The sequence below is a fragment of the Nitrospina gracilis 3/211 genome (assembly GCF_000341545.2).
GTDB lineage: Bacteria > Nitrospinota > Nitrospinia > Nitrospinales > Nitrospinaceae > Nitrospina > Nitrospina gracilis.
On the sequence record NZ_HG422173.1, the window covers coordinates 2,340,815 to 2,366,400 of the forward strand.

The 25,586-nt window shown below is 53.2% G+C and carries 29 protein-coding genes and 1 pseudogene; 12 read left to right on the forward strand and 18 right to left on the reverse strand.

Translation table 11 applies throughout. The annotated features are described in order from the left end of the window. Positions 1-285: pseudogene (locus TX82_RS16835) on the reverse strand (carboxypeptidase M32); the annotation flags it as partial. Between the two features lie 645 nt (positions 286-930). Here TX82_RS16835 and TX82_RS11165 point away from each other — a divergent pair. Then, positions 931-3,000 carry a cytochrome c/FTR1 family iron permease gene (locus TX82_RS11165; RefSeq protein WP_237100743.1) on the forward strand — a complete coding sequence of 690 codons (2,070 nt, stop codon included), beginning with the start codon at positions 931-933 and terminating at the stop codon, positions 2,998-3,000. Beyond that, entirely contained in the window at positions 2,949-4,529 is a 1,581-nt protein-coding gene (locus tag TX82_RS11170; RefSeq protein WP_244875056.1) for a YCF48-related protein, read from the forward strand. Before TX82_RS11165 ends, TX82_RS11170 begins: the two co-directional genes overlap by 52 nt. Before the next feature lie 65 nt (positions 4,530-4,594). On the opposite strand, the gene TX82_RS11175 is transcribed toward TX82_RS11170, so the two are convergent. The 3 genes from TX82_RS11175 to TX82_RS11185 are packed head-to-tail and all read right to left on the reverse strand — an operon-like array spanning position 4,595 to position 6,506. Further along, the gene (locus tag TX82_RS11175; protein ID WP_005010533.1) at positions 4,595-4,861 is read right to left on the reverse strand and encodes a hypothetical protein; all 267 of its coding nucleotides are present in this window, start codon (positions 4,859-4,861) and stop codon (positions 4,595-4,597) included. A gap of 25 nt (positions 4,862-4,886) precedes the next feature. Next, entirely contained in the window at positions 4,887-5,552 is a 666-nt protein-coding gene (locus TX82_RS11180) for a bifunctional 4-hydroxy-2-oxoglutarate aldolase/2-dehydro-3-deoxy-phosphogluconate aldolase (RefSeq protein ID WP_005010536.1), read from the reverse strand. Between the two features lie 3 nt (positions 5,553-5,555). After that, complete coding sequence (locus TX82_RS11185) at positions 5,556-6,506, reverse strand: aldolase catalytic domain-containing protein (protein WP_005010538.1); 951 nt, start codon at positions 6,504-6,506, stop codon at positions 5,556-5,558. 248 nt (positions 6,507-6,754) lie between these two features. On the opposite strand from TX82_RS11185, the gene TX82_RS11190 reads away from it, so the two are divergent. The 3 genes from TX82_RS11190 (at position 6,755) to TX82_RS11200 (ending at position 8,846) form a co-directional block, all read left to right on the forward strand. After that, positions 6,755-7,177 carry an EVE domain-containing protein gene (locus tag TX82_RS11190; RefSeq protein ID WP_005010542.1) on the forward strand — a complete coding sequence of 141 codons (423 nt, stop codon included), beginning with the start codon at positions 6,755-6,757 and terminating at the stop codon, positions 7,175-7,177. Between the two features lie 296 nt (positions 7,178-7,473). Next, positions 7,474-7,992 (forward strand): hypothetical protein, encoded by a 519-nt coding sequence (locus TX82_RS11195; protein WP_005010546.1) that lies wholly within the window; start codon positions 7,474-7,476, stop codon positions 7,990-7,992. Positions 7,993-8,078: 86 nt separating this feature from the next. After that, on the forward strand, positions 8,079-8,846 hold the full coding sequence (locus TX82_RS11200; protein WP_244875027.1) for a hypothetical protein: 768 nt from the start codon (positions 8,079-8,081) through the stop codon (positions 8,844-8,846). Positions 8,847-8,947: 101 nt separating this feature from the next. On the opposite strand, the gene TX82_RS16350 is transcribed toward TX82_RS11200, so the two are convergent. After that, positions 8,948-9,100, reverse strand: a complete 153-nt coding sequence (locus TX82_RS16350) for a hypothetical protein (protein WP_187291959.1) — start codon at positions 9,098-9,100, stop codon at positions 8,948-8,950. Positions 9,101-9,271: 171 nt separating this feature from the next. Here TX82_RS16350 and TX82_RS11210 point away from each other — a divergent pair, with 171 nt between their 5' ends. Both TX82_RS11210 and TX82_RS16840 read left to right on the forward strand, forming a co-directional pair. Further along, on the forward strand, positions 9,272-10,267 hold the full coding sequence (locus TX82_RS11210) for a magnesium transporter MgtE N-terminal domain-containing protein (RefSeq protein WP_005010549.1): 996 nt from the start codon (positions 9,272-9,274) through the stop codon (positions 10,265-10,267). Next, the gene (locus tag TX82_RS16840) at positions 10,264-10,626 is read left to right on the forward strand and encodes a magnesium transporter (RefSeq protein ID WP_244875028.1); all 363 of its coding nucleotides are present in this window, start codon (positions 10,264-10,266) and stop codon (positions 10,624-10,626) included. The genes TX82_RS11210 and TX82_RS16840 overlap by 4 nt, the downstream gene beginning before the upstream one ends. Positions 10,627-10,642: 16 nt before the next feature. On the opposite strand, the gene TX82_RS11215 is transcribed toward TX82_RS16840, so the two are convergent. Then, positions 10,643-10,885, reverse strand: coding sequence for a biotin/lipoyl-containing protein (locus TX82_RS11215; protein WP_005010551.1), 243 nt, complete (start codon positions 10,883-10,885; stop codon positions 10,643-10,645). A 92-nt stretch (positions 10,886-10,977) separates the two neighbouring features. On the opposite strand from TX82_RS11215, the gene TX82_RS11220 reads away from it, so the two are divergent. Beyond that, complete coding sequence (locus TX82_RS11220; RefSeq protein ID WP_005010553.1) at positions 10,978-11,199, forward strand: hypothetical protein; 222 nt, start codon at positions 10,978-10,980, stop codon at positions 11,197-11,199. 23 nt (positions 11,200-11,222) lie between these two features. Here the strand turns inward: TX82_RS11220 and TX82_RS11225 are convergent, their stop codons facing one another. The 11 genes from TX82_RS11225 to xerD form a co-directional block, all read right to left on the reverse strand. Beyond that, on the reverse strand, positions 11,223-11,507 hold the full coding sequence (locus TX82_RS11225) for an antibiotic biosynthesis monooxygenase family protein (protein WP_005010555.1): 285 nt from the start codon (positions 11,505-11,507) through the stop codon (positions 11,223-11,225). 125 nt (positions 11,508-11,632) lie between these two features. Continuing rightward, positions 11,633-12,358, reverse strand: coding sequence for a ribonuclease III (gene rnc / locus TX82_RS11230; RefSeq protein ID WP_005010557.1), 726 nt, complete (start codon positions 12,356-12,358; stop codon positions 11,633-11,635). An 18-nt stretch (positions 12,359-12,376) separates the two neighbouring features. After that, positions 12,377-13,615, reverse strand: a complete 1,239-nt coding sequence (fabF, locus tag TX82_RS11235) for a beta-ketoacyl-ACP synthase II (protein WP_042251114.1) — start codon at positions 13,613-13,615, stop codon at positions 12,377-12,379. A gap of 11 nt (positions 13,616-13,626) precedes the next feature. Beyond that, positions 13,627-13,860 carry an acyl carrier protein gene (gene acpP, locus TX82_RS11240; protein WP_005010561.1) on the reverse strand — a complete coding sequence of 78 codons (234 nt, stop codon included), beginning with the start codon at positions 13,858-13,860 and terminating at the stop codon, positions 13,627-13,629. A 22-nt stretch (positions 13,861-13,882) separates the two neighbouring features. Then, positions 13,883-14,623 carry a 3-oxoacyl-[acyl-carrier-protein] reductase gene (fabG, locus tag TX82_RS11245; protein WP_005010562.1) on the reverse strand — a complete coding sequence of 247 codons (741 nt, stop codon included), beginning with the start codon at positions 14,621-14,623 and terminating at the stop codon, positions 13,883-13,885. Between the two features lie 18 nt (positions 14,624-14,641). Continuing rightward, positions 14,642-15,577: an ACP S-malonyltransferase gene (gene fabD, locus TX82_RS11250; protein ID WP_005010564.1), complete on the reverse strand. Its 936-nt coding sequence runs from the start codon at positions 15,575-15,577 to the stop codon at positions 14,642-14,644. Further along, on the reverse strand, positions 15,571-16,527 hold the full coding sequence (locus TX82_RS11255) for a beta-ketoacyl-ACP synthase III (RefSeq protein ID WP_005010566.1): 957 nt from the start codon (positions 16,525-16,527) through the stop codon (positions 15,571-15,573). Before TX82_RS11255 ends, fabD begins: the two co-directional genes overlap by 7 nt. 74 nt (positions 16,528-16,601) lie before the next feature. After that, positions 16,602-17,771 (reverse strand): phosphate acyltransferase PlsX, encoded by a 1,170-nt coding sequence (gene plsX / locus TX82_RS11260; protein WP_005010568.1) that lies wholly within the window; start codon positions 17,769-17,771, stop codon positions 16,602-16,604. Between the two features lie 161 nt (positions 17,772-17,932). Further along, positions 17,933-18,115 carry a 50S ribosomal protein L32 gene (gene rpmF, locus TX82_RS11265; RefSeq protein WP_005010573.1) on the reverse strand — a complete coding sequence of 61 codons (183 nt, stop codon included), beginning with the start codon at positions 18,113-18,115 and terminating at the stop codon, positions 17,933-17,935. A 12-nt stretch (positions 18,116-18,127) separates the two neighbouring features. Further along, complete coding sequence (locus TX82_RS11270; protein ID WP_005010574.1) at positions 18,128-18,667, reverse strand: YceD family protein; 540 nt, start codon at positions 18,665-18,667, stop codon at positions 18,128-18,130. Between the two features lie 119 nt (positions 18,668-18,786). After that, positions 18,787-19,665: a site-specific tyrosine recombinase XerD gene (xerD, locus tag TX82_RS11275; protein WP_005010576.1), complete on the reverse strand. Its 879-nt coding sequence runs from the start codon at positions 19,663-19,665 to the stop codon at positions 18,787-18,789. Positions 19,666-19,818: 153 nt separating this feature from the next. Here xerD and typA point away from each other — a divergent pair, with 153 nt between their 5' ends. The 4 genes from typA (at position 19,819) to TX82_RS11295 (ending at position 24,609) form a co-directional block, all read left to right on the forward strand. Next, complete coding sequence (typA, locus tag TX82_RS11280; protein WP_005010577.1) at positions 19,819-21,642, forward strand: translational GTPase TypA; 1,824 nt, start codon at positions 19,819-19,821, stop codon at positions 21,640-21,642. A gap of 143 nt (positions 21,643-21,785) precedes the next feature. Next, the gene (gene fbp / locus TX82_RS11285) at positions 21,786-22,775 is read left to right on the forward strand and encodes a class 1 fructose-bisphosphatase (RefSeq protein WP_005010579.1); all 990 of its coding nucleotides are present in this window, start codon (positions 21,786-21,788) and stop codon (positions 22,773-22,775) included. Between the two features lie 49 nt (positions 22,776-22,824). Beyond that, positions 22,825-24,093: a histidine--tRNA ligase gene (gene hisS / locus TX82_RS11290; RefSeq protein WP_005010581.1), complete on the forward strand. Its 1,269-nt coding sequence runs from the start codon at positions 22,825-22,827 to the stop codon at positions 24,091-24,093. Positions 24,094-24,177: 84 nt separating this feature from the next. Next, positions 24,178-24,609, forward strand: a complete 432-nt coding sequence (locus tag TX82_RS11295; RefSeq protein WP_005010582.1) for a Fur family transcriptional regulator — start codon at positions 24,178-24,180, stop codon at positions 24,607-24,609. A 13-nt stretch (positions 24,610-24,622) separates the two neighbouring features. On the opposite strand, the gene TX82_RS11300 is transcribed toward TX82_RS11295, so the two are convergent. After that, positions 24,623-25,586, reverse strand: a 964-nt coding sequence (locus TX82_RS11300) for a formylglycine-generating enzyme family protein (protein ID WP_338038043.1), incomplete at its 5' end; no start/stop codon positions are given.

Consider the following 25,586-nt stretch of genomic DNA (forward strand, 5'->3'; position numbering starts at 1 on the left):
GGTTTCGCGGATGTTGCAAAGTTCGATTGGGTTGAATTCCGATTCCGGCGTGGCTTCCAGTTGACCCAGCCATTCTCCGATTTCAGGCGAAGTGAACTTGTCGTGCGAGAGACCGGCGAGGGTCGCCAGTTGCTGGGCACGGGAATCCCCCCCGCCCGGAGGCATAATGACCTCCTGGTCCCAGTGCAGAATGCCCATGACACTGTGGATGTCATGAATTTCTTTCAAACGCGCCACCAACTCCGCGTAAACTTCCTGTACAGTCGTTGTCGTATTTTCCGCCATGGTTCGAGTACCCTATCACATTCAAAATATTTAATTAAAATTCTGATTTTAAAATTATACAGGCCCCACCACCCAAGACGGACTTATGAATTTCTGAAAAAAAACCAAGCTGTTCACCCACGTCTGGCAAAATGCTTTGAAGCCATGATGGGTAAGCCCTGGGTAACTCTGTTCCATGCTAGCAGGCCTCCCCGACAAAGTCTGGACCGAACAGCAAGAATGGCTGGGAAAAACCATAAGCGGATGGACCTGAAACACGAAGATACCAAAAGGTTCACATTAGTCCCGTTCCCCAACGTCCATTCACCCAAGAAGGAGATAATCCGGTTGTCCCAAGGGGCGGTCAAACCTCATTCAAAGTCAATTTGGAGGCCCCGCACAACCCCACTATACATTTAATTTCATGGAGATTTTTCGATTCCAGAGGCATTTTGCATTTCCGGTTAATTCGTTGACAATTCAATAAGTTAATCATAATATTGATAATAATTCTCATTTTAATATATTTGGATATACGGACACTCCAGAATTGTGCCGGAACCCTTCTTCTTTTCTGATTTGATGAAAAAACAAACTTCGGGTCACAAAAATTTTTCCATCTTCATCCATTGCATCCCTGCCGTCTTGATTCTTTTCGCACTGATTATGCCTGGTTTCGCATTCGCGCAGGCAGATACCGCCGCGGTGCAGTCCAAAATCAAAAAAGTCATCATGATGATGAACATCGTAGACAAGGAGTACACGGAAGGCATTGCCAACGGACAGGTGATCAATGCCGCAGAATATGAAGAAAGCAAGGTGTTTCTGGACCAGGCGTTCGAGCGGTTTCAGTCCGTATCCGACAAAGCCGCATCGGCACAGGGTGCAAAGGAAATTGCGGACAAATACAAAATCCTGAAACAGGAAATCCAGGACAGGAAGGACCCGGCTCAGATCCGATCCCAGGTACAGACCATCAACTCAGGCCTGGTGCGCGAATTCGCAATCCAGATCAGCCAGACACCCTCCGATCCGGTCGACCTGGCCCGCGGCCAGGAAATCTACATGAGCAACTGCAGGGTTTGTCACGGAGTGGCGGGGAAAGGTGACGGGCCGGTGGCGCATCAACTGGAACCGAGGCCGGCCGTGCTTGCAGATCCGGCCATCACCGGCGACAAGGAAACCGTAGCGTACGACAATTTTCAAATCATCAACGTCGGCATCGCCAACACCGCCATGGTGGGCTGGGCGGATCAACTTTCCGAACAGGACATCTGGAACGTCACATACTTCATTCGCACCTTTTCCAACGACAACGTCAACCTGCCGTTGGTGACTGCGGGCTCCGGAACCGCTACCGGTGGTGGATCGGACCAGTACCTTAAGACGTTTGAGTCGGTGGAAAAGATGGTCGATTCCAGCTGGAATACGTTCAAGGAAGGCGATGCCAAATTTGCCTCCGAACAGGCTTTCGATGCGTACATGACCTACGAAAAAATAGAAGGGGCGCTGGTTACCAAGGACAAGGAGCTGGGCCTGCGTCTGGAATCGTCGTTTGGACGCCTGCAGGCCGAAATGAAACGCAATGCTCCGCGCGACCTGGTTGAAAACCTAGTGAAGGATATCAAGTCCGGCCTCGCAGAAGGCAAAGCGGAGATGACGCAGGACATCGGCTTCACCGGCCTGTTCATCCAGTCCTTTTCCATCATCGTGCGGGAAGGTTTTGAGGCAATCCTCATCATTGCAGCGCTCATCACCTTCCTCGTGCGCTCGCGCAACCAGGACAAGTTGAAAACCATTTACGTTGGGGTCGGGATCGGCATCGTCGGCAGTTTCGTCACTTACTACATATTGCAGGAAATCCTGAAAATCAGTATGGCCAGTCAGGAGCTGCTGGAAGGTTGGATCATGCTCATTGCCGTGGTGGTCCTGTTTTATGTCAGCTACTGGCTTATCTCCAAAATCGAAACCGCCAAATGGCAGAAGTACATCACGCATAAAATGCAGGACGCGGTGAGCACAGGCAGCGCCTGGACACTGGGCGTGGTTGCATTTCTTTCTGTCTACCGGGAAGGCTTTGAGACGGTCCTGTTTTACAAGGCCCTGTACATGTACGCCGGAGAAACCACGGGTGGCATCGTTCCTGGATTTCTTGCCGGATGTGCGGTTCTGGCCGTGGTCTTCTTCATGATCAACAAACTGGGCGTGCGCGTGCCCATCAAGTGGTTCTTCGGCGTGACCAGCGTGTTCCTGTATTTCATGGCCTTTGTATTCATGGGCAAGGGACTGCACGAGTTGCAGATGGGCGGCCAGCTCTCGGCCACTCCGGCGGAATTCGCACCGGAAATTTCCATGCTCGGCATGTATCCCACCTGGGAGACATTCATTGGGCAGATGATCCTTCTGCTCGCATTCGCCGGCGCCATCGTGTACACCTTCATCATCAAACAGGAGAAGGCCGCCCGGGAGCTGAAAACCAGCACCAATCAACTGCAGAAAAACATCACCAGTGTGCATGATCTGGTCGAGCATATCTCCCACCATGCCAAGCGGTGTGAAATTTTCCTGAAAGACACGCGCGACCAGGATTTGAAGGAACTGTCCCAGCACCTGAAAGAAATCGACGAAAAGGTGCACGAACTGTTCGATCAGGTAAAATACTTCGAGCACCAGTTGCAGGACGAATACGACCGTATCTCCCAACCCATCGGCGCCAAGGAGAAAGGACTGCATTGAGATTTCAGTCTTTCAAAACTTCGCGCAATTTCCACAAGTGGACGGGATTCGTCTGCGCCATTTTCTTTCTGATGCTGGCTGTGAGTGGCATCCTGCTCATGCATCGCGACAGCCTGGAACTTGATAAAATCGAAATCCAGGCCAAGTACCTCCCTGACAAGTATTTCAAAATGATCGGCGAGGGGTTTGCCCTGCAGGCGCTGACCCTGAACCCGAAAAACCCTTCCATTATGTTTGTCGGCTCGCAGAACGGTCTGTTTCGGTCCAAGGACCGTGGAAGCACGTGGACGCAACTGCATGAAGGCTTGCGCAATCAAAATGTCCGGGCTATCGCCGTCCATCCCATCATGCCGCAACTTGTTTTTGCCGCGACGGAGCGGGGTATTTATATTTCCGAAACCGGCGGCGATTTCTGGGGCGGATGGATTGAAGAGTCGTCCGGACTGCGCAACATCGACATACGTGACCTGAAGTTCGACCCCAACGATCCCGAGGTGCTCTACGCCGCCACCGCAGACGGCGTTTACAAATCCGATGACGAGGGTGACATGTGGCAGGCGTCCTTCAAGCCTGAGAAGAAAGACGGCAGAGAAAGCGTGCGGTTCATTCATTTCTCATCCAAGGGGAAGACCATATACATCGGGACCGATTCCGGCATCTTCAGAAGTCAGGACGAAGGGGAAACCTGGACCCGTCAATGGGAAACCGCCCTGCCCTCTCGTTTGAAAACGCTGGTCTCGCTGGACACCGAACCTGAATTCCTTTACGCCGGGTTTGAAACCGGGCTGTACAAATCCTTCAACCACGGGATTCACTGGATTCATGATAAGAACCTGAATACCGCCTTCGTCCATGGCCTGTTTGTGGACCCCCGGCAGACCACAGATTTGTATGCGGCCACGCGGGAAAGCCTGTACCACTCCGCCGATGGTGGCGACCACTGGCAGGTTCGGTCGATTGACGGTGACGATGAAATCGGCCTTGACTTCATCAGCATCCAGTTTCCATCGGATATGAAAGCGCCGATGATGCTGGCCGCGAGTCGGACCCAGGTGCTGTTGTCGCTGGATGGAGGCAAACACTGGAAGAGCACCGGACTTGCGGAAATGCTGAGTGAAAAAACGGGAACACACCTCACCATGGACCTGGTGAAACTGCTCACCGAAATTCACACCGGGCGTTTTTTCGGCGATCTTGTTTTTGTACTGGTGGATGTATCCACGGTGGGATTGATCCTTCTCATTTTCTCAGGTATTTCCCTTTCCCTTTACCGGCGCAAGGTATCCCAGTCGAAAAAACTGAAGGAACGGCTGAAGGAAGAAGCGCAGGAGGTGCCGGTGGACGCCATCCTCGAAATCCAGGAAACGGCGGACGACCTGTCGCAGGAAAGTCACCAGATCCACGACATGATCGAGCATATCAACTCACACCTTGCCAAGTGCCGGACCATCTACATGACGCGGGAAAAAAGGAAATCGAGAAGATCGGTCAGCACATCGTCGCCATCGACAAAAAGATGCACCACCTGATGGAGCGTATCGAGGAAATTGACAAGCTGTCCCAGAACTGATCTGGGCTGCGAAACCGGGCGGCTTCAGTGGATGAAGTTCTTGTCGCGGTTGGGGTCGCTCAGGTAACTCAGGTCGCGATGCAGGTCCATTTTCTTGAATTCGTCCCAGTTGTCGCGGAACAGGTTGAACCCGACGAAATCCAGCGCCTGCATGAGTTCGAGGTCATGGATTTTCTGTTCACCCGCTTCGGCCTGCGCCTCCCGGATCACCTCTTCCAAGCCTTCGCAGATTTTCGCAAACAACTCTTCGTCTTCCCAGTTCGAAGCATGTTTTAAAAAATCAAAGCTCATGGGTGTCCTCCAAAAACGGGTAATATCAGTTGCCTGAGTCAATTTTATTCAAAAAACCTGTCACTTCAAACAAAATTTCTTTTAAATCCTTTTCTATCGAAGCGTGGTCTCCCTTGGCCATCCTTTTCGCCGAAAATACAGACGCCCCCACCGCCACGGCGGACGCGCCTTTTTCGAAAAATTCACAGACATTTGAGGCGCGGACCCCACCTACGGCCATCAGGCGGATGCCGTCGAACGGGCCCTTGACTTCGCGAAAATACCCCGGGCCCAGAACGGAAGAAGGAAACACCTTGACCATGAAGGCGCCGGATTCCCACGCAGATTGAATTTCCGTTGGGGTGAAGGCGCCGGGAAAATGCGGGATTTCCTGTTCCCGGCAATAGCGGGCCACATCGGCAGAAGCGGTTGGGCTGACCAGAAACCGCGCCCCGGCAGAGAGAGCGGTCTCGGCTTCGGGTTGAGTGAGCACCGTGCCCGCCCCCAGGCACAAACGATCCGAAAATTCCTGGTCGGCCAGCTTGAGAAGCGATACCGCTCCCGGGGTGTTCAGGGTGATTTCAATGAACTCGACCCCGGAGCGCACCACCGCTTCCAGCACCCCGGGAAGCTGGTTATCCGCAACTCCCCGAATGATTCCCAACACCGGTTTGCGGGCAAACCGGTCCGGATCGAACACCGTGCCGGACATGCTTCACACGTTGGATTCGTTGATGAGCTTTTCGTAAAACTCGAGGAAATCATCCCGCTTGTCTGAATTCAACAGCGCCATGGCAAAGCGCGGATGGACGTCCAGCACACCTGTGATCATGTACGGGATGTAGTATCCCCATTCGATCTGCTGGCTGATTTTGATGAAATCGGAACCGATGACTTCGAGAATGGGTCGAAGGTCGAATTTCGGGTTTTTAAGGAACCCCAGCAGCAATTCCAGAGGACAGTTGCCGGCGGCCCGGCCAATACCGTAAATCGTACCGTCAAGGTAATTGACGTTATTGATGATGGCCTCAATGGTGTTGGCGAACGCCAGTTGCTGGTTGTTGTGGGCGTGGATACCGATTTCCTTGCTCGGACACAGACTTTTATATTTCTTCGCAAGGTAGGCAATCTGCTCGGAATACAGTGCACCGAAACTGTCCACCAGATAAATCACGCGGGTGTTACACTCTTTTTCCAACTGTTCCAGGGCCTCGTCCAGTTCACGCTCGCGGGCGTGGGAGACGGCCATGATGTTGATTGTCGTCTCGTATCCCTTGCCTTCCAGATGGTTGACCAGATCGATGGCTTTGTCGATGTCTTTGACGTAGCTCGCCACCCGCATCATATCGAGGTAGCTTTCCCCCTTGGGAACGATGGATTCGGGGTCGACACGACCGATATCCACCATGGCGGAAAGTTTGGCTTTCTTTTCAATGCCATCAACAACGGCCTCCAGGTCCTTTTCAGTGCAGAATTTCATGGGACCGTATTCGTTGCGATTGAACTGGTTTTCATCGGCTTTGTAACCCAGTTCGATATAATCCACCCCTGCTTCGTTGGCCGCCTGGTACACTTTGCGAACCAGTTCGTTACTGAACTGATGATTGTTCATCAATCCGCCATCACGAATGGTGCAATCGAGAACTTTAATTTCAGGACGATACATGCCAGACTCACTCCGGTAACAAAATCGGACCAGTGGGTCCAATGAATTGATGGTTGGTTTAAAACTAATTGAATTTGCAGATTATATTTTTCTACCCCGGTCCAGTCAATCAGATTATCCAAAAAGTTGGGGAGAACCCGGTATTTTTGATTTTTCTTGAACAAGTGGTCTAAATACCTGTTTAATAGGGGGCCTCAGGCCAAACAACGGCCCGGCAAGGATAACTTCTTAAAAATCAGGGGGATAATATGAATTACTGGCTGGTCAAGCAGGAGCCTTCCGCTTACAGCTGGGAGCAGTTAGTCAAAGATGGCGGGACCTTCTGGGACGGAGTCCGCAATTACCAGGCCCGGAACAATTTGCAGGCCATGAAAAAGGGGGACCTGGTCCTTTTCTACCACAGTGTTGTGGGGAAGGAAATCAAGGGTATTGCCAAAGTAACAAAAGAGGCCTACCCGGACCCCACTTCGGACGATTCCAACTGGGTTGTGGTGGATCTCAAGCCGGCCAAAGCATTCAACAAATCCGTCACACTGGAGGAAATCAAAGCCAATTCAAAATTAAAGGACATCGCACTCATCAAACAATCCCGACTCTCGGTAATGCCTCTCAAAGAGGTGGAATTCAAAACCCTTCTTAAAATGGGAGACACCCCTTATTCCGGCAGGTGATACACCCTCTACTCCCCACAGTAAAAAAGGGCGTTGACTTGCGGGATGTGCTGGGATTTAATTACTTACATTTTGGAGCTTTGTCCACCGCAGTCCGGGCAAGATGAAGGCGTGTCTGCCATCAAACCGGGGTCTCAAAACATGCTCCATACCTTTTTAAAATCCGCCACCCTCGCGGTTTGCCTGACATTGCTCCTTCCGGCTGAGGGCAGCTCTGTGGAGGACAAGGTTGCCGCCTGTCTCTCACACGTCACGCCCCTTCAGAAAAAAAGGAGTTTGTCATCGACCTCGGGGGAATGTGGTCTCTGTTCGAGCGGTCTCCCGATTTGAGAATGGAATCCAGCCAGGCGGTGCAGTTGGAATCCAAGATCAACGAACTGATCTTTATCAGCAATTACCTCTGCCAGACACTGGACGGGGTACCGCCCAACGACCTGGCTAAATACGTCACCAACAACATCGAGGAAAAAGGCAAGAAAAAATTCCGGAAAGAGCTTCGGGTCCTCGGTATCAGCCACGAAGAAATTGATGAATGGTTTGCGTTTGCGGATTTTTCCTTAAAACATCTGAGCCGAAAACTCATTTTGAAATCCGTAAAGGCATCCATCCGCCGTGCTGGGGATTACCTGCTTCGATACAAGGAGCTCGCCATCCAAATCGATCAGGCCCCGCGTAAAGATCAATTACAACAGGCCGTCAAGTTGAAGAATGAGATCGACAAACTGGAAATCGACGACACCAACCTCTCCCTCGGGTTGTGGGAAATCCACCAGGTGCCGCGATGGGATTTCGACGGCAGTGTCGGCGGTTCCTGATTCTCGCATACACAAATCAAATCCGAATCAATCGAAACCAAAGGAGAGCCATGGGAAACTATCTCGTAATAGGTGGAACCGGTGTCATGGGACAGGCCGCTATCGAAGCAGTGCGGGAAACACAGGGCAAGGAAGCCCGCATCATAGCAAACTGGTTTGGAAAGGAAGACACCGGAATTCAGATCGAAGGTGCCGATGAAACGGTGTTTGGGGATATCACGGATTCCCAGTGCCGCCAAAAACTGAAGGAACTGGGAGAGGGAAAGTTCGAATACCTTTTTTATGCAACTGCATTGGGAGCCGTTGGTTTCGCCATCCGTGAAACCACACCGGAACAGATTAAGGCGTCCAACCGCGTTTCTTTCGATCCCATGGTGGCTCTCGAGCAGGAAATGGACATCGGCACAGTGGTGAGCTACTCCACTTTTTACACCACCCGGCACCAGCTCGGGAGTTACGGGGCCATGGGATATTCCAAGGAAGCACTGGAGAAATGGACATTCGAGCCGGGCAAATCCAAACGCGCCTGCATCCGGGCCGGACTGTTCGAATCATCCTCCTCCCGTGGCATCAAATTGCTGTTGCGTAAAACCGCAAAGGACCTGAGCAGTCTGAAAGACCCCCTGATCCGTGGATACTTCGAAGGGGTGAGCACCAAGGATGGCGTGGATAATTACCTGAATGGAATCATGCAGGAAGAAAGGGAACTGTTCGGCGACAGCCCCACCCGGCCGGAGAACCTGAAGCAGGCCCATCTGGAATTGTTCAAGGCTTCCCCACCGGTGTTCGTGAATGTGTGCGGAGCCAAAATATGGCTCACCCATGAACCTCTGCTGCTGCAGAAACACATGTAAAAAGAAAAACCCGCGCCTTGGCGCGGGCCTTTCCTATCATATCCAATTTGGATCGGACCAAGGAGGCGGGCCCTCAAATAGGCCAGAAAGAAATACCTCCCCTATTTTTTTTTCGGAACATACCACCCGGTGCGCATGTAGGAGTCGTTCATCTTGACATGCTCGTCAAGATTTTCCACCTCCTTGGACCGGGTTTCGGGCTCGTGTTCCTTATCGAATTTTTTGAGAACGCTTTCTTTGGTTTTTTCAGACAAAAGCGTCGCCCGTTTGGTCCGAACCCGTCCGGATTTTCGTTTGCGGATTTCTTTAAGCCTTTTTGCCTCGTCAGACGACATTCCGCCTATAACCATTTATCTTCAAAGCCTCTATAGGATTTAAGAGTGTGTTAGACTAAAGCCTTATGCACACTATTTTACCAGAAACCCATGCCTGTCGATAACTTAAAAGAAATCCTGCAAAATCCGGAAACACCGCCCGAACACCTGCTCGAAGCGGTCAATCAGATTGACCATTTCGAGATTGCGCGACTGTTGCACCAATTGACGGATGAAGAAAAAGTCAAAATTTTTCAACTACTTGGCGATGACATCAAAAAGCAGGAGGTGCTTTACGAAACAGATACGGAAAGCCGCAGTATCTTAATTGATGAATTGGGCCACGAAAACATGGCGCAGTTCCTGGAGGCCATGCCGAAAGACGAGGCAGTCGATATTCTCCAGGAGGCGGGACCCGAGATCCAGGAAAAAATCCTGGAGCAAATGGTACCCGACGAAGCCCAGACTCTCAAAAATCTGCTCAGCTATAAAGAAGAAACCGCCGGTGGCCTGATGAGCCCCAATTTCAACCAGGTCCTTCCCCACGAACTTGCGGGCGACATTCTGATGAATTTCCTGCGTCACAACAAACAGGAGTACGGCACTAACTTTTACGTAGTGAATGATTCCCGCGAATTGATGGGGACGTTCACCTTGCGGGACCTGCTGAACGCGCCTCCCAAAGCCATGGCCACCGACATTGTCTGGGAACATACGCCTCACGTGAACCTCGATGACTCCTGCGAAATGGTCGCCAACGAGATGGACCATGAGCACATCAGCACCATCCCCGTAGTGGATGAACAAAACGTCCTGCACGGTATCATTAGTTTTGACGACGTATTGCGCGGCCTTAAGAATATGGCAAGCGAAGACATCTACACCATGGTCGGCGCTTCAGCCAAAGTCGATGCCTTTGCGCAGACCACCCGATCCAAACTTGCGGCAAGGGCACCCTGGCTGCTGACCACTTTTGTCGGCGGTATGGTGAGCGCCTACATCCTGAAAGTATTCGAGTTCACGCTGAACGAATTTTCAATGGTCCTGTTTTTATTCCGTTTGTGCTGGGGCTGGCGGGGAATGTGGGGCTGCAGGGGGCAACAGTGATCGTCCGGGGACTGGCTACGGGTGATATCCAGGACGACAACCTGAAAAGCGTCATTCGCAGTGAAGTGAAAGTCGGAATGTGCCACGGGCTGATCTTCGGAATGGTATGTGGCCTGATCATATTGACCATTGCCAAAACCTTGCTTGACTCCAATCCCATGCTCGGGCTTTCCGTGGGTCTGGGAATCGTGTTGGCGGTTTCCATGGCCGCCTTCATTGGATCGTTGACGCCATGGGTTTTTAAAAAGCTGGATATCGACCCCGCCATCAGCACCGGACCGGTAGTGACCACAATCAACGACATCGCCGGGCTGTTCATCTACCTCATGACCACTTCCCTCGTTTTTTCTCTGATCTAAACCGGTTGGGCTTATTTCATTCGCCCTCTTCTTCCTCGATTTCAATGATTGGAGTGTCTACTTCCACGTATTCCCCTTCACCCACATAAATTTCTTTAATGGTTCCGGTATATTCAGATATCAGGGTAAAATAACCCTCGGCGACGATTTCCGCTACAGGCATTCCCTTCTTGATGGTATCGCCAATATCCACCAGGAATTCATCAACTTTACCTGAAGTCATCGTTGGGTACATAGCGGCCATGGTGATGTAAGCCATTTCGGTCCTCCTGTTGTATCATGCACGCATCGATTTATTAATGGGAGCGATACAAGTATAATGAATACAGATTTAAACCAAGCAAACGGGATATGGATAAAATCAAACTGAAAGTGGGAGACCATCTGTACGAACCGCTGTCGCGCAATAACGGTGAAGTCCGAGAGATTATAAGCCATCCGGACGGCAAGCTGGTACGCGTCCGTTGGCGGGTCGACGACTTCCCTCCCCACGACACCGAGCACTTTCACAAGAAACTGCTTAAAAGCATCCGCAACGGGGAAATCCAATACCGGTCTGTGGAAAATCCCTGACCTGCCGAATCTACGGTGACCTCCTACTGGCGGTAAACCGTGTGCGAGGGGCGGCCTGCCAAAATATTTTCCTTCCCCCAGTTCACCACCCCGGCAAACTTGTCACTGTTCAGAAATGCATTGTAGGCCTCTTCAGAATTCCAGTCGGAGACGATCAGGTACTGTTGGGGATCGTTTACATCCTTATATAAAGCCGTCTTGGTGTGTCCATCCATTTCAGCCATTACCTTTAGGACGTTATTGAATGCATTTTCAAAAGTTTCTTCCTTGCCGTTGATCACTTTGTAATTCATGCCAACCGTTACCATATCATCCCCCAAAAGTTTAAAGATCGGTAAAAACCAAATTCAATTGCAAAAATTCATGAGGCCCGCAAAATTCTGAACATCCGGGCCTCCTCCTTAAGGTACACATCCCTGAACGGAGGGATTTTTCATCCCCCGTTTTCTTTGAATTCAGGGTTCAGGTGTTCGAGTGCACTTCGTGCAGCCGCCTGCTCTGCTTCTTTTTTACTTCGTCCGGCACCCCGTCCCTGTTCCTCACCATTGGTCCGCACAACAACCTCGAATTGCTTTTCGTGGTCCGGTCCGGTTTCTTTCACCACTTTATAAAACGGAATGCAGTTGAGGGTATTCTGTGAGAAATGCTGGAGTTCGCTTTTGAAGTCGCGGAAACGGCTTGTTTTGGCATATTGGGCGATTTCTTTTTTTAACCTGGGAAGGAATACGTCATAAGCAGTTTCCAGGTTACTGTCGAAATAGACGGCGCCCGCCACGGCCTCAAACGCGTTTGCCAGAATAGAATTCTTGTCCCGCCCCCCGGTGAGGTCTTCTCCCCGGCCGAGAAGCAGATAATCACCCAGACAGATATCGCGCGCCAGACCTGCAAGGCAGGCTTCGTTGACCACCGCGGCACGTATCTTGGAAAGCAGCCCTTCTGAAAAATCCTGGAAAGTTTTCACCATGTAATGGCTGACCACGACATCCAGAACGGAGTCCCCCATGAATTCAAACCGTTCGTTGTTCTTAATCGCTTCGGATTTTTCGTTGACGTAGGATTTGTGGGTGAGGGCTTTGTTTAAGAGCAGGATATCCTTAAAAGTGTACCCCAGGTTTATCTGGAGTTGTGCCAGCTCATCGATGCGTTCCTTCGACAGCATGAGGCCTACCGTGTTTCATCAGTCCGTCGGTTGTTTGAAAATCACCACACCGTTGGTTCCGCCGAAGCCGAAGGAGTTTGAAAGTGCCGCCCGGACTTTGGTTTCCCGAGCGGTGTTGGGAACATAATCGAGATCGCAATCCGGATCCGGCGTTGTGTAATTGATAGTGGGTGGAATGACACCATGGTGCATGGCCAGTACGCTGTAAATCGCTTCCACCCCGCCCGCAGCTCCCAGCAGATGGCCGGTCATGGATTTTGTGGAACTGACCTGCAATTTATACGCGTGGTCCTTGAATACCGATTTGATCGCGGTCGTTTCAGTGAAATCCGCTCCCGTGGAGGTACCGTGAGCATTGATGTAATCCACCTCTTCCGGATTCATCTTTGCATCCTCCAATGCCAACTCCATGCATTTGGCGGCGCCTTCTCCATCTTTTGAAGGCGCGGTCATATGATACGCATCGCTGTTGAGGGCGTATCCAGCAACTTCGGCATAAATGCGGGCACCGCGTTTCTTTGCGGATTCCATTTCTTCAAGAATCAACACACCACATCCTTCACCCATGACAAACCCGTTTCGGTCTTTATCGAACGGACGGCTCGCTCCTTTGGGGTCGTCATTTCGTGTTGACAGCGCCTTGGCCGCAGCGAATCCGCCGATGGCGAGGGGCGTGATGACCGATTCCGAACCGCCGGCTATCATGGCATCCGCCACTCCATCACGAATCATCTTGAACGCATCGCCAATGGCATGCGTCCCGCTGGCGCAGGCCGTCACCACACAGGTATTGGGTCCCTTTGTACCAAAGATGATGGAAATCTGACCCGATGCCATATTGGGAATGAGCATCGGAATAAAGAACGGCGTGATTTTTCGAACTCCCTTGTTCTGATAGACCTCGTGGTATTTTTCAATGGCAGGAAGACCGCCCAGACCGACACCGATCAACGTGCCGACACGGTCCGCGTTGGCCTCGGTGATTTCGAGGCCGGAGTCTTTCAGCGCAAAACGGCAGCAGGCGACCGCATAATGGATAAACGTATCCATCTTTTTGATCTCTTTGGGTTCGATGTAATCCGCAGGATCGAACCCCTCCACCTCTCCGGCAATGCGCACCGGGAAATCCTGGGCGTTGAACCGGGTGATGTAGTCAATGCCGGATTTTCCCCGGCAGACCGCATCCCAGTTGGCATCAACGCCAATCCCCAACGGAGACAGCATTCCAAGGCCTGTAACAACAACACGACGGGTCATATCAAAAAGAGTTAGTTGGTGTGGTTGTTGATATAATCGATGGCGTTTTGTACCGTGGCGATTTTCTCGGCTTCCTCATCCGGGATTTCAATGTCGAACGCTTCCTCGAACGCCATGACCAGTTCCACCGTATCCAGTGAGTCCGCACCGAGGTCATCGATAAATGATGCGGAGCCATTCACCTGATTTTCATCCACATTCAGCTGTTCTACGATAATTTCCTTTACCTTTTGTTCTACTGACATATTTTGAGACTCCTCAAAGATGTTACATTAACATCCCACCATTAACATTGATGACCTGACCGGTGATATAACGAGCCCGATCGGATACAAGGAACGCAACACTGTCCGCAATATCCTGCGGCTGGCCGAGACGCGCCATGGGGATCTGCCCGATCAACTGCTCGCGCACATCATCCTTCAACTGGCGTGTCATATCGGTATCGATGAAACCCGGCGCAATGGCGTTGACGCGGATACCCCGGCTCGCCACTTCGCGGGCAGTGGTTTTGGTCAATCCAATCAGGCCGGCTTTGGATGCAGAATAGTTAGCCTGTCCCAGATTACCCATCACCCCGACGATGGACGCGACATTGACAATCGCCCCGTCCTTTTGTTTGATCATTTGTTTGACCGCCTGCTGAGTGCAGAGGAAAGAGCCCTTGAGGTTGATGGAAAGAACCAGATCCCAGTCCTCCTCTTTCATGCGCATCAACAACCCATCACGGGTGATCCCGGCGTTGTTGACCAAAATATCCAACAGTTTAAATTCTTTGGAGATAGAGTCAAAAACTTTTTGAACCTCTTCTGCGGAAGCCACATTGAGCCCTGCGGCGGAAGCCGATCCACCGTTTTTACAGATGGCTTCGGCTGCTTGCTCGGCGCCGTCCTTGTTGACATCCGCCAGCACCACATGGGCCCCCATTTTGGCAAGCATCTCGCCGACCACCTGGCCGATTCCGCGCGCGCCGCCGGTTATCAGCGCTACCTTGTCTTTGAGTTCCATATCCATTCCGTTTGAAAGTTATTTCAATTCGGCCACGGTTTTGGCCAGCGACTCCTCATCACCAACCTGGTAACAGCGGATGTCCTTGCTGAACCGTTTCATGAGACCGGAAAGGACCTTGCCCGATCCCAGTTCCACCACCGCTTCCACTCCCTGATCGATCACGCACTGCATGGTCTCGGTCCAGCGGACGGGGGAACAGACCTGCTTAAACAGAAGTTCCCGGGCCTTGTCGCCCGAATTATTTGGAGCCGCTTCCACGTTGGTTATCACAGGAATGCTTGCATCCTTAAATTCAACTTTTTCCATCTCCGCTTTCAAGCGCATTGCCGCGGGTTCCATCAACTTGCAGTGAAAGGGGGCGCTGACGGGCAGGGCCACGACTTTTTTCGCACCCTGTTCGCGCGCCTTCTCCGAGACGGCCTCCACCGGTTCCTTATGACCGGCAATGACGATTTGCTCCGGACTGTTGAGGTTTGCAGGTTGAACGATAGCATCCTCTGAGGACGCAGAAAGGCAGAGTTGCTGGACCTGTTCGGCGGACAACCCGATAATCGCCGCCATGGCGCCGACCCCCACAGGAACCGCTTCCTGCATGAAGCGCCCACGTTGGCGGACGAGATGCACGGCATCTCCAAAACGGAGGGTGCCGGCACACACCAAGGCAGAAAATTCACCCAGGCTGTGGCCAGCCGCCAGCACGGAATTAATACCATGATCGCGGAGCCGTTTCAAGGCAATTATACTGTGGATCAAAAGCGCAGGCTGTGTATTTTCAGTGAGTTTCAGTTTTTCTTCGGGACCCTGAAAACATACCTCGCTGATGGAATCACCCAGGATTTCATCGGCTTCCTCAAACATGCGGCGGCATTCGGGATCGGAGTCGTAAAAATTTTTCCCCATGCCAACAAACTGGGAACCCTGCCCCGGAAACAAGAACGCGGTCTTTACCATTTGATCACCACCGATCCCCACGTCAACCCGGCCCCCAGAACCGTGAGCAGAGTGACACTGCCCGCAGGTGTGAATCCGGCTTCCCGCGCCTCATGCAGGGCGATGGGAATGGAAGCGGAGCCCGTGTTGCCGTATTTGTGAATGTTTACGAAGACTTTTTCCAAAGGCGCTTCAAGCTTGTCCGCCACAGCTTCTATGATCCGCTGGTTGGCCTGGTGTGGAACGACTAGAGCAACGTCTTCGTTGGACAGGCCGTTATGCGCAAGGGCCTCCCGCGAAACTTCACTCATTCGCCTGACCGCAACCTTGAAAGTAGACTGGCCGGACATTTTCAGGCAATAAAGCTTGTCGTCGATACCCTGATAGGTAAACGAGGTTTTACCAATGCCACCAGGAACGATCAACAAGTCCGACTGCGTGCCGTCGGAATAAATATGAGAGGACAGGATACCGCAGGGTTCCGGCTTTTCAGTTCGGCGGAGAATGGCGGCTCCTGCGCCGTCACCGAACAACACGCAGGTGGTTCGGTCGGTCCAGTCCATGACCCGCGAATTGACTTCTGTTCCAATGACGAGGATATTTTCATAGCGGCCGCTTTTGATGTACTGCTCCGCAATGGAAAGCCCGAAAACAAAACCGGAGCAGACTGCGGCAATATCGTAGGCTGCGGCTTTTTTCGCGCCGAGTTCTTTCTGCACGAAGCAGGCAGTGGCGGGGTAAATGACATCCGGCGTCGAGGTGCAGACGATGATCATGTCGAGTTCGCCCGCCTCCATTCCGGCGTTCTTCAGTGCCATCATTGAGGCAGCGATACCCATGGTCGAGGCGGATTCGTCCTTCCTGGCGATCCGCCTCTCCACGATGCCGGTGCGGGTTCGAATCCATTCGTCTGATGTATCTAAATTCTTTTCGAGATCAAAGTTGGTGACGACATTGTCCGGAACGTACATTCCCGTCCCGACTAACTCTGCATTGAAGGGTGATCGTGCTTTCATAGATAGGAGAAAAAGGTTGGGTGCAGCGGTTACGGCTTGTCCGGCTCTTCCGTAGGGGTTTCATCCGTGGTTTCAGGTTCAAGCTCTTCCTCGGACTCTTCCAACACGGCTTTGGGTGACGTGGGTGTCTTGTTGGGAACGCCCCCGTTTTCATCGTGTCCCGCCACAATTTCCTTGATGTGCTGCCAGAATGAACCTTTGCTGTCCAGATTGTATTCGATGTCTTCGCGGATATGTTGGTTGACTTTCTTTTCTACGAATTCGTGAGCGCGGAGGATCGCATTTTTTACCGCCTTGGCATTGGAACTGCCGTGGGCGATGATGACCACGCCATTGACCCCGAGCAGGGGAGCTCCGCCCGCTTCCGAGTAGTCCACCGATTTTTTGAATTCGCGCAAACGGCCTTTCAGCATCAGGTAGCCCATCTTGGGCACGATGCCGCTGGTGAATAGGGTTTTCAGGTTGGTTCCAATCATCTCCGCCAGGCTTTCACTGATCTTGAGCGCCACGTTTCCGGTGAAGCCGTCGCAGACGATGACATCGGCATTTCCACGATATACTTCCTTTGCCTCGACGTTGCCGATGAAACGGATGTGGGATTTCGAAAGCCATCGAAAAGCTTCCTTGGTCACTTCGTTGCCCTTGCCGTCTTCCTCGCCGATACTGAGCAGTCCCACCCCGGGCTCATCCAGGCCCAGAATGTACTTGGCGTAAACATGGCCCATAATGCCAAACTGGAAAAGCTGGTTGGATTTGCAATCCACGTTCGCCCCGGCGTCGAGGAGAATTGCCGATCCCTGCAGTGTGGGCAGTTGGATGGCAATGGCCGGACGGTCCACCCCCTTGAGCGGACGCAGGATGATGGTGGAATACGCGAGGACCGCTCCGGTGTTGCCGGCACTGATGAAGGCTTCGCCCTCTCCTTCCTTGACCAGGTCCAAACCGATTTTCATGGAGGACTTTTTTTTCGTCCGCAAGGCCTTGCTGGGGCTGTCGTGCATTTCCACCACTTCGTCGGCGTGGTGCACTTCGATGGGCAGGTTTTTAGCGTCCTCGTATTTGTCCAGTTCTTCCTGAATTGCGTCAGACAGGCCAACGAGGATGACGGGAAACCCGAATTCGCGGGTGGCCAGAACGGCTCCCTCTACCACCGCTTGCGGGGCAAAATCCCCTCCCATGGCATCTACGACGATTTTCATCTCAGGTCTGCACTCCTCCGGTCCTTCAAACGGCCCTCAACGTTATGACTAGACTGTTTGGGGCAGGAAGGGAACGCTCTTCAGGCATTCCTCGAACTTGGTATGGAACGGTATCCGGTGAAGCCTTGCATACTGGAAAGCAAACGCTTTCCCGCACGCAATTAAAGGGCTTCGACTTCGATCACTTCTTTATCTTTGTAGTAACCGCAGTGAGGACACACGTGGTGGGGACGCTTGAACTCGTGACATTGCGGGCATTCTCCGAACCCTGTAACCGTCAGGGAATCGTGCGACCGGCGCATGCCTTTGCGGGATTTGGATGTTCGTTTCTTGGGTACGGGCATGATGGCTCCTGATTATTTCAACTTTTCTTTTAATTGTTTCAATACGGCCAGACGGGGGTCAATGTCTTCATCCCCTTCGCACCGGCAGGATTCCCGGTTCAGGGACGCACCGCATTTCGGGCAGATCCCCCTGCAATCGTCCCGGCACAATTGGACCATGGGAAGACTCAACATAATCTGATCGTAAACCGGTTGAGTCAAGTCAATTTTCTGATCCGTATAATATTCGAGTTCGATATCCGAATCGACCAGTTCCTGCTCCACTTCCAGACTGTCCGGATCCGGCGCCGGAATGAACGTGGCACGGATCGGGGTTTCGACGTCGAACCGAAATGATTCCAGACAACGCGAGCAGGTCATGGCCATGACCGTTCTTACCTGACCTGCCAGATAAACGTCGCGGTTGGAACGGATCAGGTTGCCGGTCACCTGCACCGCTTCCTTAAATGCACCCGTTTCCGGGTCTACGGTGAATTGATCCGCTGATTCCGTCAGGCTCAAATCCAGAGGCTCGTCCTCCGGAATGTCATCAATATCAATGATCAGACTCATGACTGTCCCGTAATGTGCGGTCTGATTGGGTATGGAACCTGAATGGGCGGGCAGGTAAATGTTTCAAAATCTTAGCTTTAAAGGGGTAGTCCGTCAAGCAAAATTTCCGCTCCGCGAACTCAGGCCCGTGGATGGTGCCGGTCCAGTATTTCCCGCATCCTCTCCTGAAGAATATGGGTATAAATTTGCGTGGTCGCAATATCCGAATGACCCAGCATTTGTTGAACCGAGCGCAAATCGGCTCCCCGCTCCAAAAGATGCGTGGCGAATGCATGACGCAGGGTATGTGGAGAAACCGACACGTTCACTCCAGCCTGCCTGGCGTACTGCTTGATCAGTTTCCAGAACCCCTGGCGCGTCATCCCGGCACCCAGCCGGGTCAAAAATAAAAAATTCGAACTTTTATTTTTCAAGTATTTAGGACGAACTTCCTGAATATATAAATTAACCAACCGGCGCGCCGCTTCGCCCATCGGGATCACCCTTTCCTTATCACCCTTTCCGAACGACCGAAGGTAGCCCACTTCCAGGTGCAGGTTTGTGGTTTGGAGCGTCACCAGTTCCGAGACGCGAAGACCCGTCGCGTACAACAACTCCAGCATGGCTCGATCGCGGATGCCCCGCGGCGTCGCAGGGTCGGGGGCTTCCAGCAGAGCCTCAACATCCGCCAAGGACAGAATCCCCGGCAGTTTGCGCCACAGGCGGGGGGACTCCAGAATATCCACCGGGTTGGTTGCCACCAGGTTCTCCCTCACGAGAAATCGGTAAAACGCCTTGATGGAAGACAGGGCCCGGGCAATGGACCGGCTGGCCAGCCCACTGTTTTGAAGCGTTAAAAAGTATTCTCGAACCTGCGAAGAGGTGATACAATGTAGAGTCACGCCGGAGAAGGCGTCCAGAAACGAAGCAATGTCCCGCCGGTAGGCCGCCACCGTATGCGGCGAATGCCGCTTCTCGACAGTCAGGTACTCGACAAACTGTTTCAGGCTGGAATCCATGGAGCAAAAGGCCAGATTGTTTTAAATCAATAAGTTACGCTATAATATCATATAATTGAACAATAATCGAAACCTTCCAGGGTTCCCCCTGCCCTCCCGGGTTCGATACAAACCGCAATCACCTACTTTTACCGCTGACAGCGAACGGAGCTCATGAAAACGGATCATATTAGAAATATCGGCATCATTGCACACGTTGACCACGGCAAGACCACCCTCATCGACCGCCTGCTGGAGCATAGCGGCATGTTCCGCGAAGGCACGGAGCACAGCTCCTGCGTCATGGACAGCAATGACCTCGAGCGCGAACGCGGCATCACCATTTTCTCGAAGAACGCGTCCATCCTTTACAAGGGACATAAGCTCAACATCGTGGACACGCCCGGCCACGCCGATTTCGGCGGCGAGGTGGAGCGTATCCTGAAAATGGTCAACGGTGTGCTTCTGCTTGTGGACGCTGCGGAAGGGCCCATGCCGCAGACGCGGTTCGTGTTGAAAAAATCGCTGGAACTGGGACTCAAGCCCATTGTCGTCATCAACAAAATCGACCGTCCCGGAGCCAACCCGGACCGCGCGGTGGACCAGGTGTTTGACCTTTTCGTCAACCTGAACGCCACCGACGACCAGTTGGACTTCCCCATCGTTTACACCTCCGCCAAGCTGGGGTTTGCCAAACGCACTCTTGATTCCGAACCGGGGGACATGACGCCGGTGCTCGACCTCATCGTCGAGAAAGTGCCGCCGCACAACGGCGATGCCGAAGCCCCGTTCCAGATGCAGGTGACGTCGATTGATTACAACGACTACGTGGGTCGTATTGCCATCGGCAAGATCGAACGCGGTCGCTTCCGTGCCGATGTGCCCTGCACCCTCATCCGGCGAAACGGTTCAAAAGAAACGTTCAAGATGATGAAAACATACACCTACGACGGACTCACCCGCACCGAGGTGCAGTCGGCGGAAGCGGGCGACATCATCGGTATCGCGGGCATGAAGGACGTCGACATCGGCGAGACCATCGCCGACAGCAAACACCCGGAACCGTTGCCGCTCATCCGCATCGACGAGCCGACCATGTCGATTTATTTTTCGGTCAACGATTCTCCGTTCTCCGGCAAGGACGGACAATTCCTCACCTCCGGTCATTTGCGCGAGCGGCTGATGAAGGAAGTCAAATCGAACGTCGCGTTGAAAGTCGAGGAGTCCGGCGCGGGCGACAAATTCAAGGTCTCCGGTCGCGGCGAGTTGCACCTCGGCATCCTCATTGAAACCATGCGCCGCGAAGGATACGAATTCAGCATTTCGCGCCCGCAGGTCCTGTTGAAGGAAATCGACGGCAAGACGCACGAGCCGATGGAATTTGTCGTCATCGACGTCGAAGAAACTTATTCCGGCAAAGTGATGGAAGCCCTCGGTACCCGAAAGGGCTCACTCAAGAACATGATTCACATGGACGACGGCCACGTGCGCCTCGAGTACCACGTGCCCACGCGGTTCCTGTTCGGGTTCCAGTCCGATTTCCTGACCATGACCAAGGGAACCGGTACGCTGCAACATACGTTCGAAACTTTCGTGCCATTCATGGGCGGTTCTGCCAAACGGTTGCGCGGCGCCCTGATCGCGCTGGAAAACGGGCAGACCACGGGTTACTCCATCTTCAACCTGCAGGACCGGGGCCAGTTGTTCGTCGGTCCCGGCCAACCGGTTTACACCGGCATGATCATCGGCGAAAACGCGAAGGACAACGACCTTGTGGTCAACATCTGCAAGGAAAAAAAGCTGACCAACATGCGCGCGTCCGGGTCCGACGACACCGTCATCCTGACTCCGCCCCGCATCATGAGCCTCGAACAGGTGCTCGGCTTTCTGAACGAGGACGAGCTGGCTGAGATCACGCCCAAGAGCATCCGTCTGCGCAAGAAGTACCTAGACGAAAACGAGCGCAAACGTCAGGCCAAAACACAGAAGGTGGCCTGACAACCGCACGCCTCCTTCCCCACAAACCATTCACTAAAGCATCGTTGAGGAAACCCGGTAAATGGGATACAATCACGCCTGTTTCCGGCGATGGTTGTACTTCGTCGGTTCCCTGCGGTCCCAAAAAATAACGAGTCTTATATATGGATAGAACCACGCTGGTGCAGTTCATCCGGCGCCAGGAGAAAATGACTCCCGGCGCCACGGGCGAGTTCACCAACCTCATGAACGAAGTGCTGGTGGGCGCCAAGATCGTGTCCCTTCAGGTCAACAACGCGGGTTTGGGCGAGGATATTCTGGGCATGTCCGGCCGCGTCAACGTGCAGGGGGAGGAGGTCCAGAAACTCGACGACTACGCCAACGACATTTTCATCAAGCTGGTGGGGGAATCCGGCAACATCTGCGCCATCACCTCCGAGGAAAACGAAAAGCCTGTCATCATCCCACCGGACCGTGCAGGCAAGTACATCTTCATGGTCGATCCGCTGGACGGATCGTCAAATATCGACGTCAATGTCAACATCGGCTCCATTTTCTCCGTGTACCGCAAGCAAAGCCCGGGACCGGACGTCACCGACGACGATCTCCTTCAACCGGGTCACCAGCAGGTGGCGGCGGGATACATCATATACGGACCCAGCACACTGTTCGTATACACTTCCGGCAACGGAGTGCACACCTTCACCCTGGACCCCGCACTGGGAGAATTTTTTCTCTCCACGCAGGACATGAAAATTCCCCGGCAGGGATCGACCTACAGTGTAAACGAAGGCAACTCGCAGGTCTGGCAGGAGCCGCAGAAAAAACTCGTCGAGTATCTTAAGGAAAACGACAAAGAAACGAAGCGGCCCTACAAGCTCCGCTACATCGGGTCGCTGGTGGCGGACTTCCACCGCACCCTGCTGAAGGGCGGCATCTTCATGTATCCCGGAGACAAGAAAAGTCCGGAAGGGAAACTGCGTTATGCCTTCGAAGCCGCACCGATGGCGATGATCGTGGAGAATGCGGGCGGCAAGGCCTCCAACGGAAAAGAACGCATTCTGGATATCAAGCCCACAGACATTCACCAGCGCGTTCCCCTGTATATCGGCAGCCCGGAGGACATGGACCGCGCGCATGCATTGCTTGCGTGACGGTGCCTGCCTCCTCCCGCAACCAAAACCTGATCAGCCCAACCGTTAAATGAAAATTCAAAGCATACGCGGCGTCAAAGACATTCTTCCCGGTGAGATCGAAAAGTGGCACAAGGTGGAAGCGGCCGCCCGGCGGGTGCTTGCACCTTACGGGTTTCAGGAGATCCGCCTGCCCATTTTCGAAAGCACAAGCCTGTTCAAACGCAGTATCGGCGAGACCACCGACATCGTCGAAAAAGAGATGTACACCTTCACCGATCGCGGCGGTGATGAAATCACCCTTCGCCCGGAGGGCACGGCCTCGGTCGTACGTTCGTACATCCAGCATAAAATGCACGGCCAGGCCCAGTTGGTGAAGCTGTATTACATGGGCCCCATGTTCCGTTACGAACGGCCGCAGGCGGGACGCTTCCGCCAGTTTTACCAGATCGGTGCGGAAGCGCTGGGCTCGGCGAGCCCGCTGGTCGACGCCGAAGTCATGACCATGCTCATCGCCCTGTTTCGCGACCTGGGTCTGAACGGTGTCGAGTTGCAGATCAACTCGCTGGGCTGTCCGGAATGCCGTCCGCCTTACCGCGAGTTACTCAAAGACGCCATCCGAAAGCACCTCGACGAATTGTGCAGTAACTGCACCTCGCGATACGAGCGCAATCCCCTGCGCGTCCTTGACTGCAAGGTGGAACGGGACCGGGAGATCGCCCTCACCCTTCCGCGCATATCGGATCACTTGTGCGAAGGGTGTCGTGAGAACTTTGCCGCCGTGCAGGAGGCGCTCACCAGCATGGACACCCCGTTCACGTTGAACACCCAGCTGGTCCGGGGACTTGATTACTACACCCGCACGACGTTCGAGGTGGTGGGTACGGAAGGACTCGGCTCACAGAACGCCATCTGCGGCGGCGGCCGCTACGACACTTTGGTGGAGGAGTTCGACGGGCCGCCCACCCCCTGTTTCGGTTTCGCCGTCGGTGTGGAGCGGCTCATCGCAACCCTGCCAGAATCCACTTGGCAGGACATCGCGAAGAAACCCGATCTGTTTGCCGTATTGATGGGCGAAAAGGCGAAGCGGCGCGGGCAGGCACTAATCCAGACACTGCGCGCCGCCGGTTGGTACGTTGAGTTGGACTACGAAGGCGGGAGCATGAAGAGTCAGATGCGAAAAGCCAACCGCCAGGAATGCCGCTTTGTCCTCATCATCGGCGACAATGAAATCGAAAGCGGAACGTATTTTTTAAAGAATATGACGGATGGTCAACAGGTCTCGATTGACTCCGATCAATGCATCGAAATGATAGAAACCCATTTGAAAACCCCTTGAATCCGAAATCGTTTCAACACCCCGTTATGCCGCGGTTGACTCCATGCACCCATAGTGCTAGATTTTCGTTCGGGAGGCTGATTTATGAGTAACAAAGAACAGGAAGTACTCGAAAAGTACATTTCCCAGCACAATCTGAAAATCACCAAACAGCGCCGGGCTGTGCTGGAAGCGTTTCTGAATTGTGAAGATCACGTCAGCGCCGAGGAGCTATACAAGATCGTTTCCGCCAAGGAACCGAAGATCGGCCTCGCCACCGTGTACCGTACACTTTCCCTGCTGACCGAAAGCGGCCTGGCGGCCGAGCTGGATTTCGGCGACGGACAGAAGCGGTACGAAATGAATTACGCCCACGAACACCACGATCACATGATCTGCACGGAATGCGGCAAGATCATTGAGTTCCACAACGAAGTCATCGAAAAACTACAGGAAGAAGTCGCCCAAAAAAACGGCTTCAAAATGACCTCCCACAAACTGGATCTGTTCGGAATCTGCAAGGAATGCCAGCAGTGACGCGGGCTGTGGCTCAGGGCTGAGCCGTAGCTTCCGGCGGGTTCGGAGAGAGTCCCCCCTCCCCTTCAGTGGTTACTTTGCGTACCGGTTGCGACTTGAGCCACGTATCGGCCGAGACAACGCAACGGAACCCAATGAAATTGAATTTCTCATTCACCAATCCGCCGTAGGTGGAGATTTTTGAGTACACACGATTCTTGGGATTCAACCAGGTGCGGTTGGTCAGGCGCAGAGCCCCGGCGGAGGAAACAATGGAACCCCCTCGGATCACCTTGTATTCGCCGGTATTGGGCCCGGTAGGATCCTTCAATTTCTCTGACGGGTACACATTCTGCCACCAGTCCTCTGTCCATTCCCAGACGTTGCCCATCATGTCGTAAAGACCGAAAGCGTTCGGTTTTTTCTGTCCGACCGGGTGGGTGGTCCCTTCCGCATTATCCATGAACCACGCGTATTCGCCATCCATCACGTTGCCCCAGTAATAACGGGTTTCCGCTCCCGCACGGGCGGCGTACTCCCATTCGGCTTCCGTGGGCAGGCGGCAGGCGCCGTTGCTCTTTTTGAGGAATTTCTGAATGTCGTAGTAATTGACCTGTTCCACCGGGTGTGTGGGTCCGATGAACTTGGACGGGTTGAAGCCCATCACCCGCTCCCAGCGCTCCTGTGTCACCTCATACTGGTCCATAAAAAAGTCCTCGAGGCATACTTCGCGCTCGAATTTTTCATCCACCTGGGCGTTGTTGTTCCCCATGATAAAACAACCGCCCTTAATGAAGACCATGCCTTCCGGAGCCATTGCGGCGATTTTTTTATCCTCTTCCGTCAGCACCACCGGTTCCACCCGTTTCGGTGGCTGGGCGGCAACAGGGCCAGGGCCTGCCTCCTGCTCGATTTCGGCAATGGAGGGGGCCTGGTTTTGCTCGTTTGGGGTTTCGCCTTGAGAGCAGGACACTAGAATCAGGCAAAGGACAAATGCC

What these genes read in the sequence shown, in the direction of transcription:
- TX82_RS11165 (WP_237100743.1), top strand. Translation starts at nt 931, where the DNA reads ATGCCTGGTTTCGCATTCGCGCAGGCAGATACCGCCGCGGTGCAGTCC.
- TX82_RS11175 (WP_005010533.1), bottom strand. Translation starts at nt 4,861, where the DNA reads ATGAGCTTTGATTTTTTAAAACATGCTTCGAACTGGGAAGACGAAGAG.
- TX82_RS11180 (WP_005010536.1), bottom strand. Translation starts at nt 5,552, where the DNA reads ATGTCCGGCACGGTGTTCGATCCGGACCGGTTTGCCCGCAAACCGGTG.
- TX82_RS11185 (WP_005010538.1), bottom strand. Translation starts at nt 6,506, where the DNA reads ATGTATCGTCCTGAAATTAAAGTTCTCGATTGCACCATTCGTGATGGC.
- TX82_RS11190 (WP_005010542.1), top strand. Translation starts at nt 6,755, where the DNA reads ATGAATTACTGGCTGGTCAAGCAGGAGCCTTCCGCTTACAGCTGGGAG.
- TX82_RS11195 (WP_005010546.1), top strand. Translation starts at nt 7,474, where the DNA reads ATGTGGTCTCTGTTCGAGCGGTCTCCCGATTTGAGAATGGAATCCAGC.
- TX82_RS11200 (WP_244875027.1), top strand. Translation starts at nt 8,079, where the DNA reads ATGGGACAGGCCGCTATCGAAGCAGTGCGGGAAACACAGGGCAAGGAA.
- TX82_RS11210 (WP_005010549.1), top strand. Translation starts at nt 9,272, where the DNA reads ATGCCTGTCGATAACTTAAAAGAAATCCTGCAAAATCCGGAAACACCG.
- TX82_RS11215 (WP_005010551.1), bottom strand. Translation starts at nt 10,885, where the DNA reads ATGGCTTACATCACCATGGCCGCTATGTACCCAACGATGACTTCAGGT.
- TX82_RS11220 (WP_005010553.1), top strand. Translation starts at nt 10,978, where the DNA reads ATGGATAAAATCAAACTGAAAGTGGGAGACCATCTGTACGAACCGCTG.
- TX82_RS11225 (WP_005010555.1), bottom strand. Translation starts at nt 11,507, where the DNA reads ATGGTAACGGTTGGCATGAATTACAAAGTGATCAACGGCAAGGAAGAA.
- rnc (WP_005010557.1), bottom strand. Translation starts at nt 12,358, where the DNA reads ATGCTGTCGAAGGAACGCATCGATGAGCTGGCACAACTCCAGATAAAC.
- fabF (WP_042251114.1), bottom strand. Translation starts at nt 13,615, where the DNA reads ATGACCCGTCGTGTTGTTGTTACAGGCCTTGGAATGCTGTCTCCGTTG.
- acpP (WP_005010561.1), bottom strand. Translation starts at nt 13,860, where the DNA reads ATGTCAGTAGAACAAAAGGTAAAGGAAATTATCGTAGAACAGCTGAAT.
- fabG (WP_005010562.1), bottom strand. Translation starts at nt 14,623, where the DNA reads ATGGAACTCAAAGACAAGGTAGCGCTGATAACCGGCGGCGCGCGCGGA.
- fabD (WP_005010564.1), bottom strand. Translation starts at nt 15,577, where the DNA reads ATGGTAAAGACCGCGTTCTTGTTTCCGGGGCAGGGTTCCCAGTTTGTT.
- TX82_RS11255 (WP_005010566.1), bottom strand. Translation starts at nt 16,527, where the DNA reads ATGTACGTTCCGGACAATGTCGTCACCAACTTTGATCTCGAAAAGAAT.
- plsX (WP_005010568.1), bottom strand. Translation starts at nt 17,771, where the DNA reads ATGAAAATCGTCGTAGATGCCATGGGAGGGGATTTTGCCCCGCAAGCG.
- rpmF (WP_005010573.1), bottom strand. Translation starts at nt 18,115, where the DNA reads ATGCCCGTACCCAAGAAACGAACATCCAAATCCCGCAAAGGCATGCGC.
- TX82_RS11270 (WP_005010574.1), bottom strand. Translation starts at nt 18,667, where the DNA reads ATGAGTCTGATCATTGATATTGATGACATTCCGGAGGACGAGCCTCTG.
- xerD (WP_005010576.1), bottom strand. Translation starts at nt 19,665, where the DNA reads ATGGATTCCAGCCTGAAACAGTTTGTCGAGTACCTGACTGTCGAGAAG.
- typA (WP_005010577.1), top strand. Translation starts at nt 19,819, where the DNA reads ATGAAAACGGATCATATTAGAAATATCGGCATCATTGCACACGTTGAC.
- fbp (WP_005010579.1), top strand. Translation starts at nt 21,786, where the DNA reads ATGGATAGAACCACGCTGGTGCAGTTCATCCGGCGCCAGGAGAAAATG.
- hisS (WP_005010581.1), top strand. Translation starts at nt 22,825, where the DNA reads ATGAAAATTCAAAGCATACGCGGCGTCAAAGACATTCTTCCCGGTGAG.
- TX82_RS11295 (WP_005010582.1), top strand. Translation starts at nt 24,178, where the DNA reads ATGAGTAACAAAGAACAGGAAGTACTCGAAAAGTACATTTCCCAGCAC.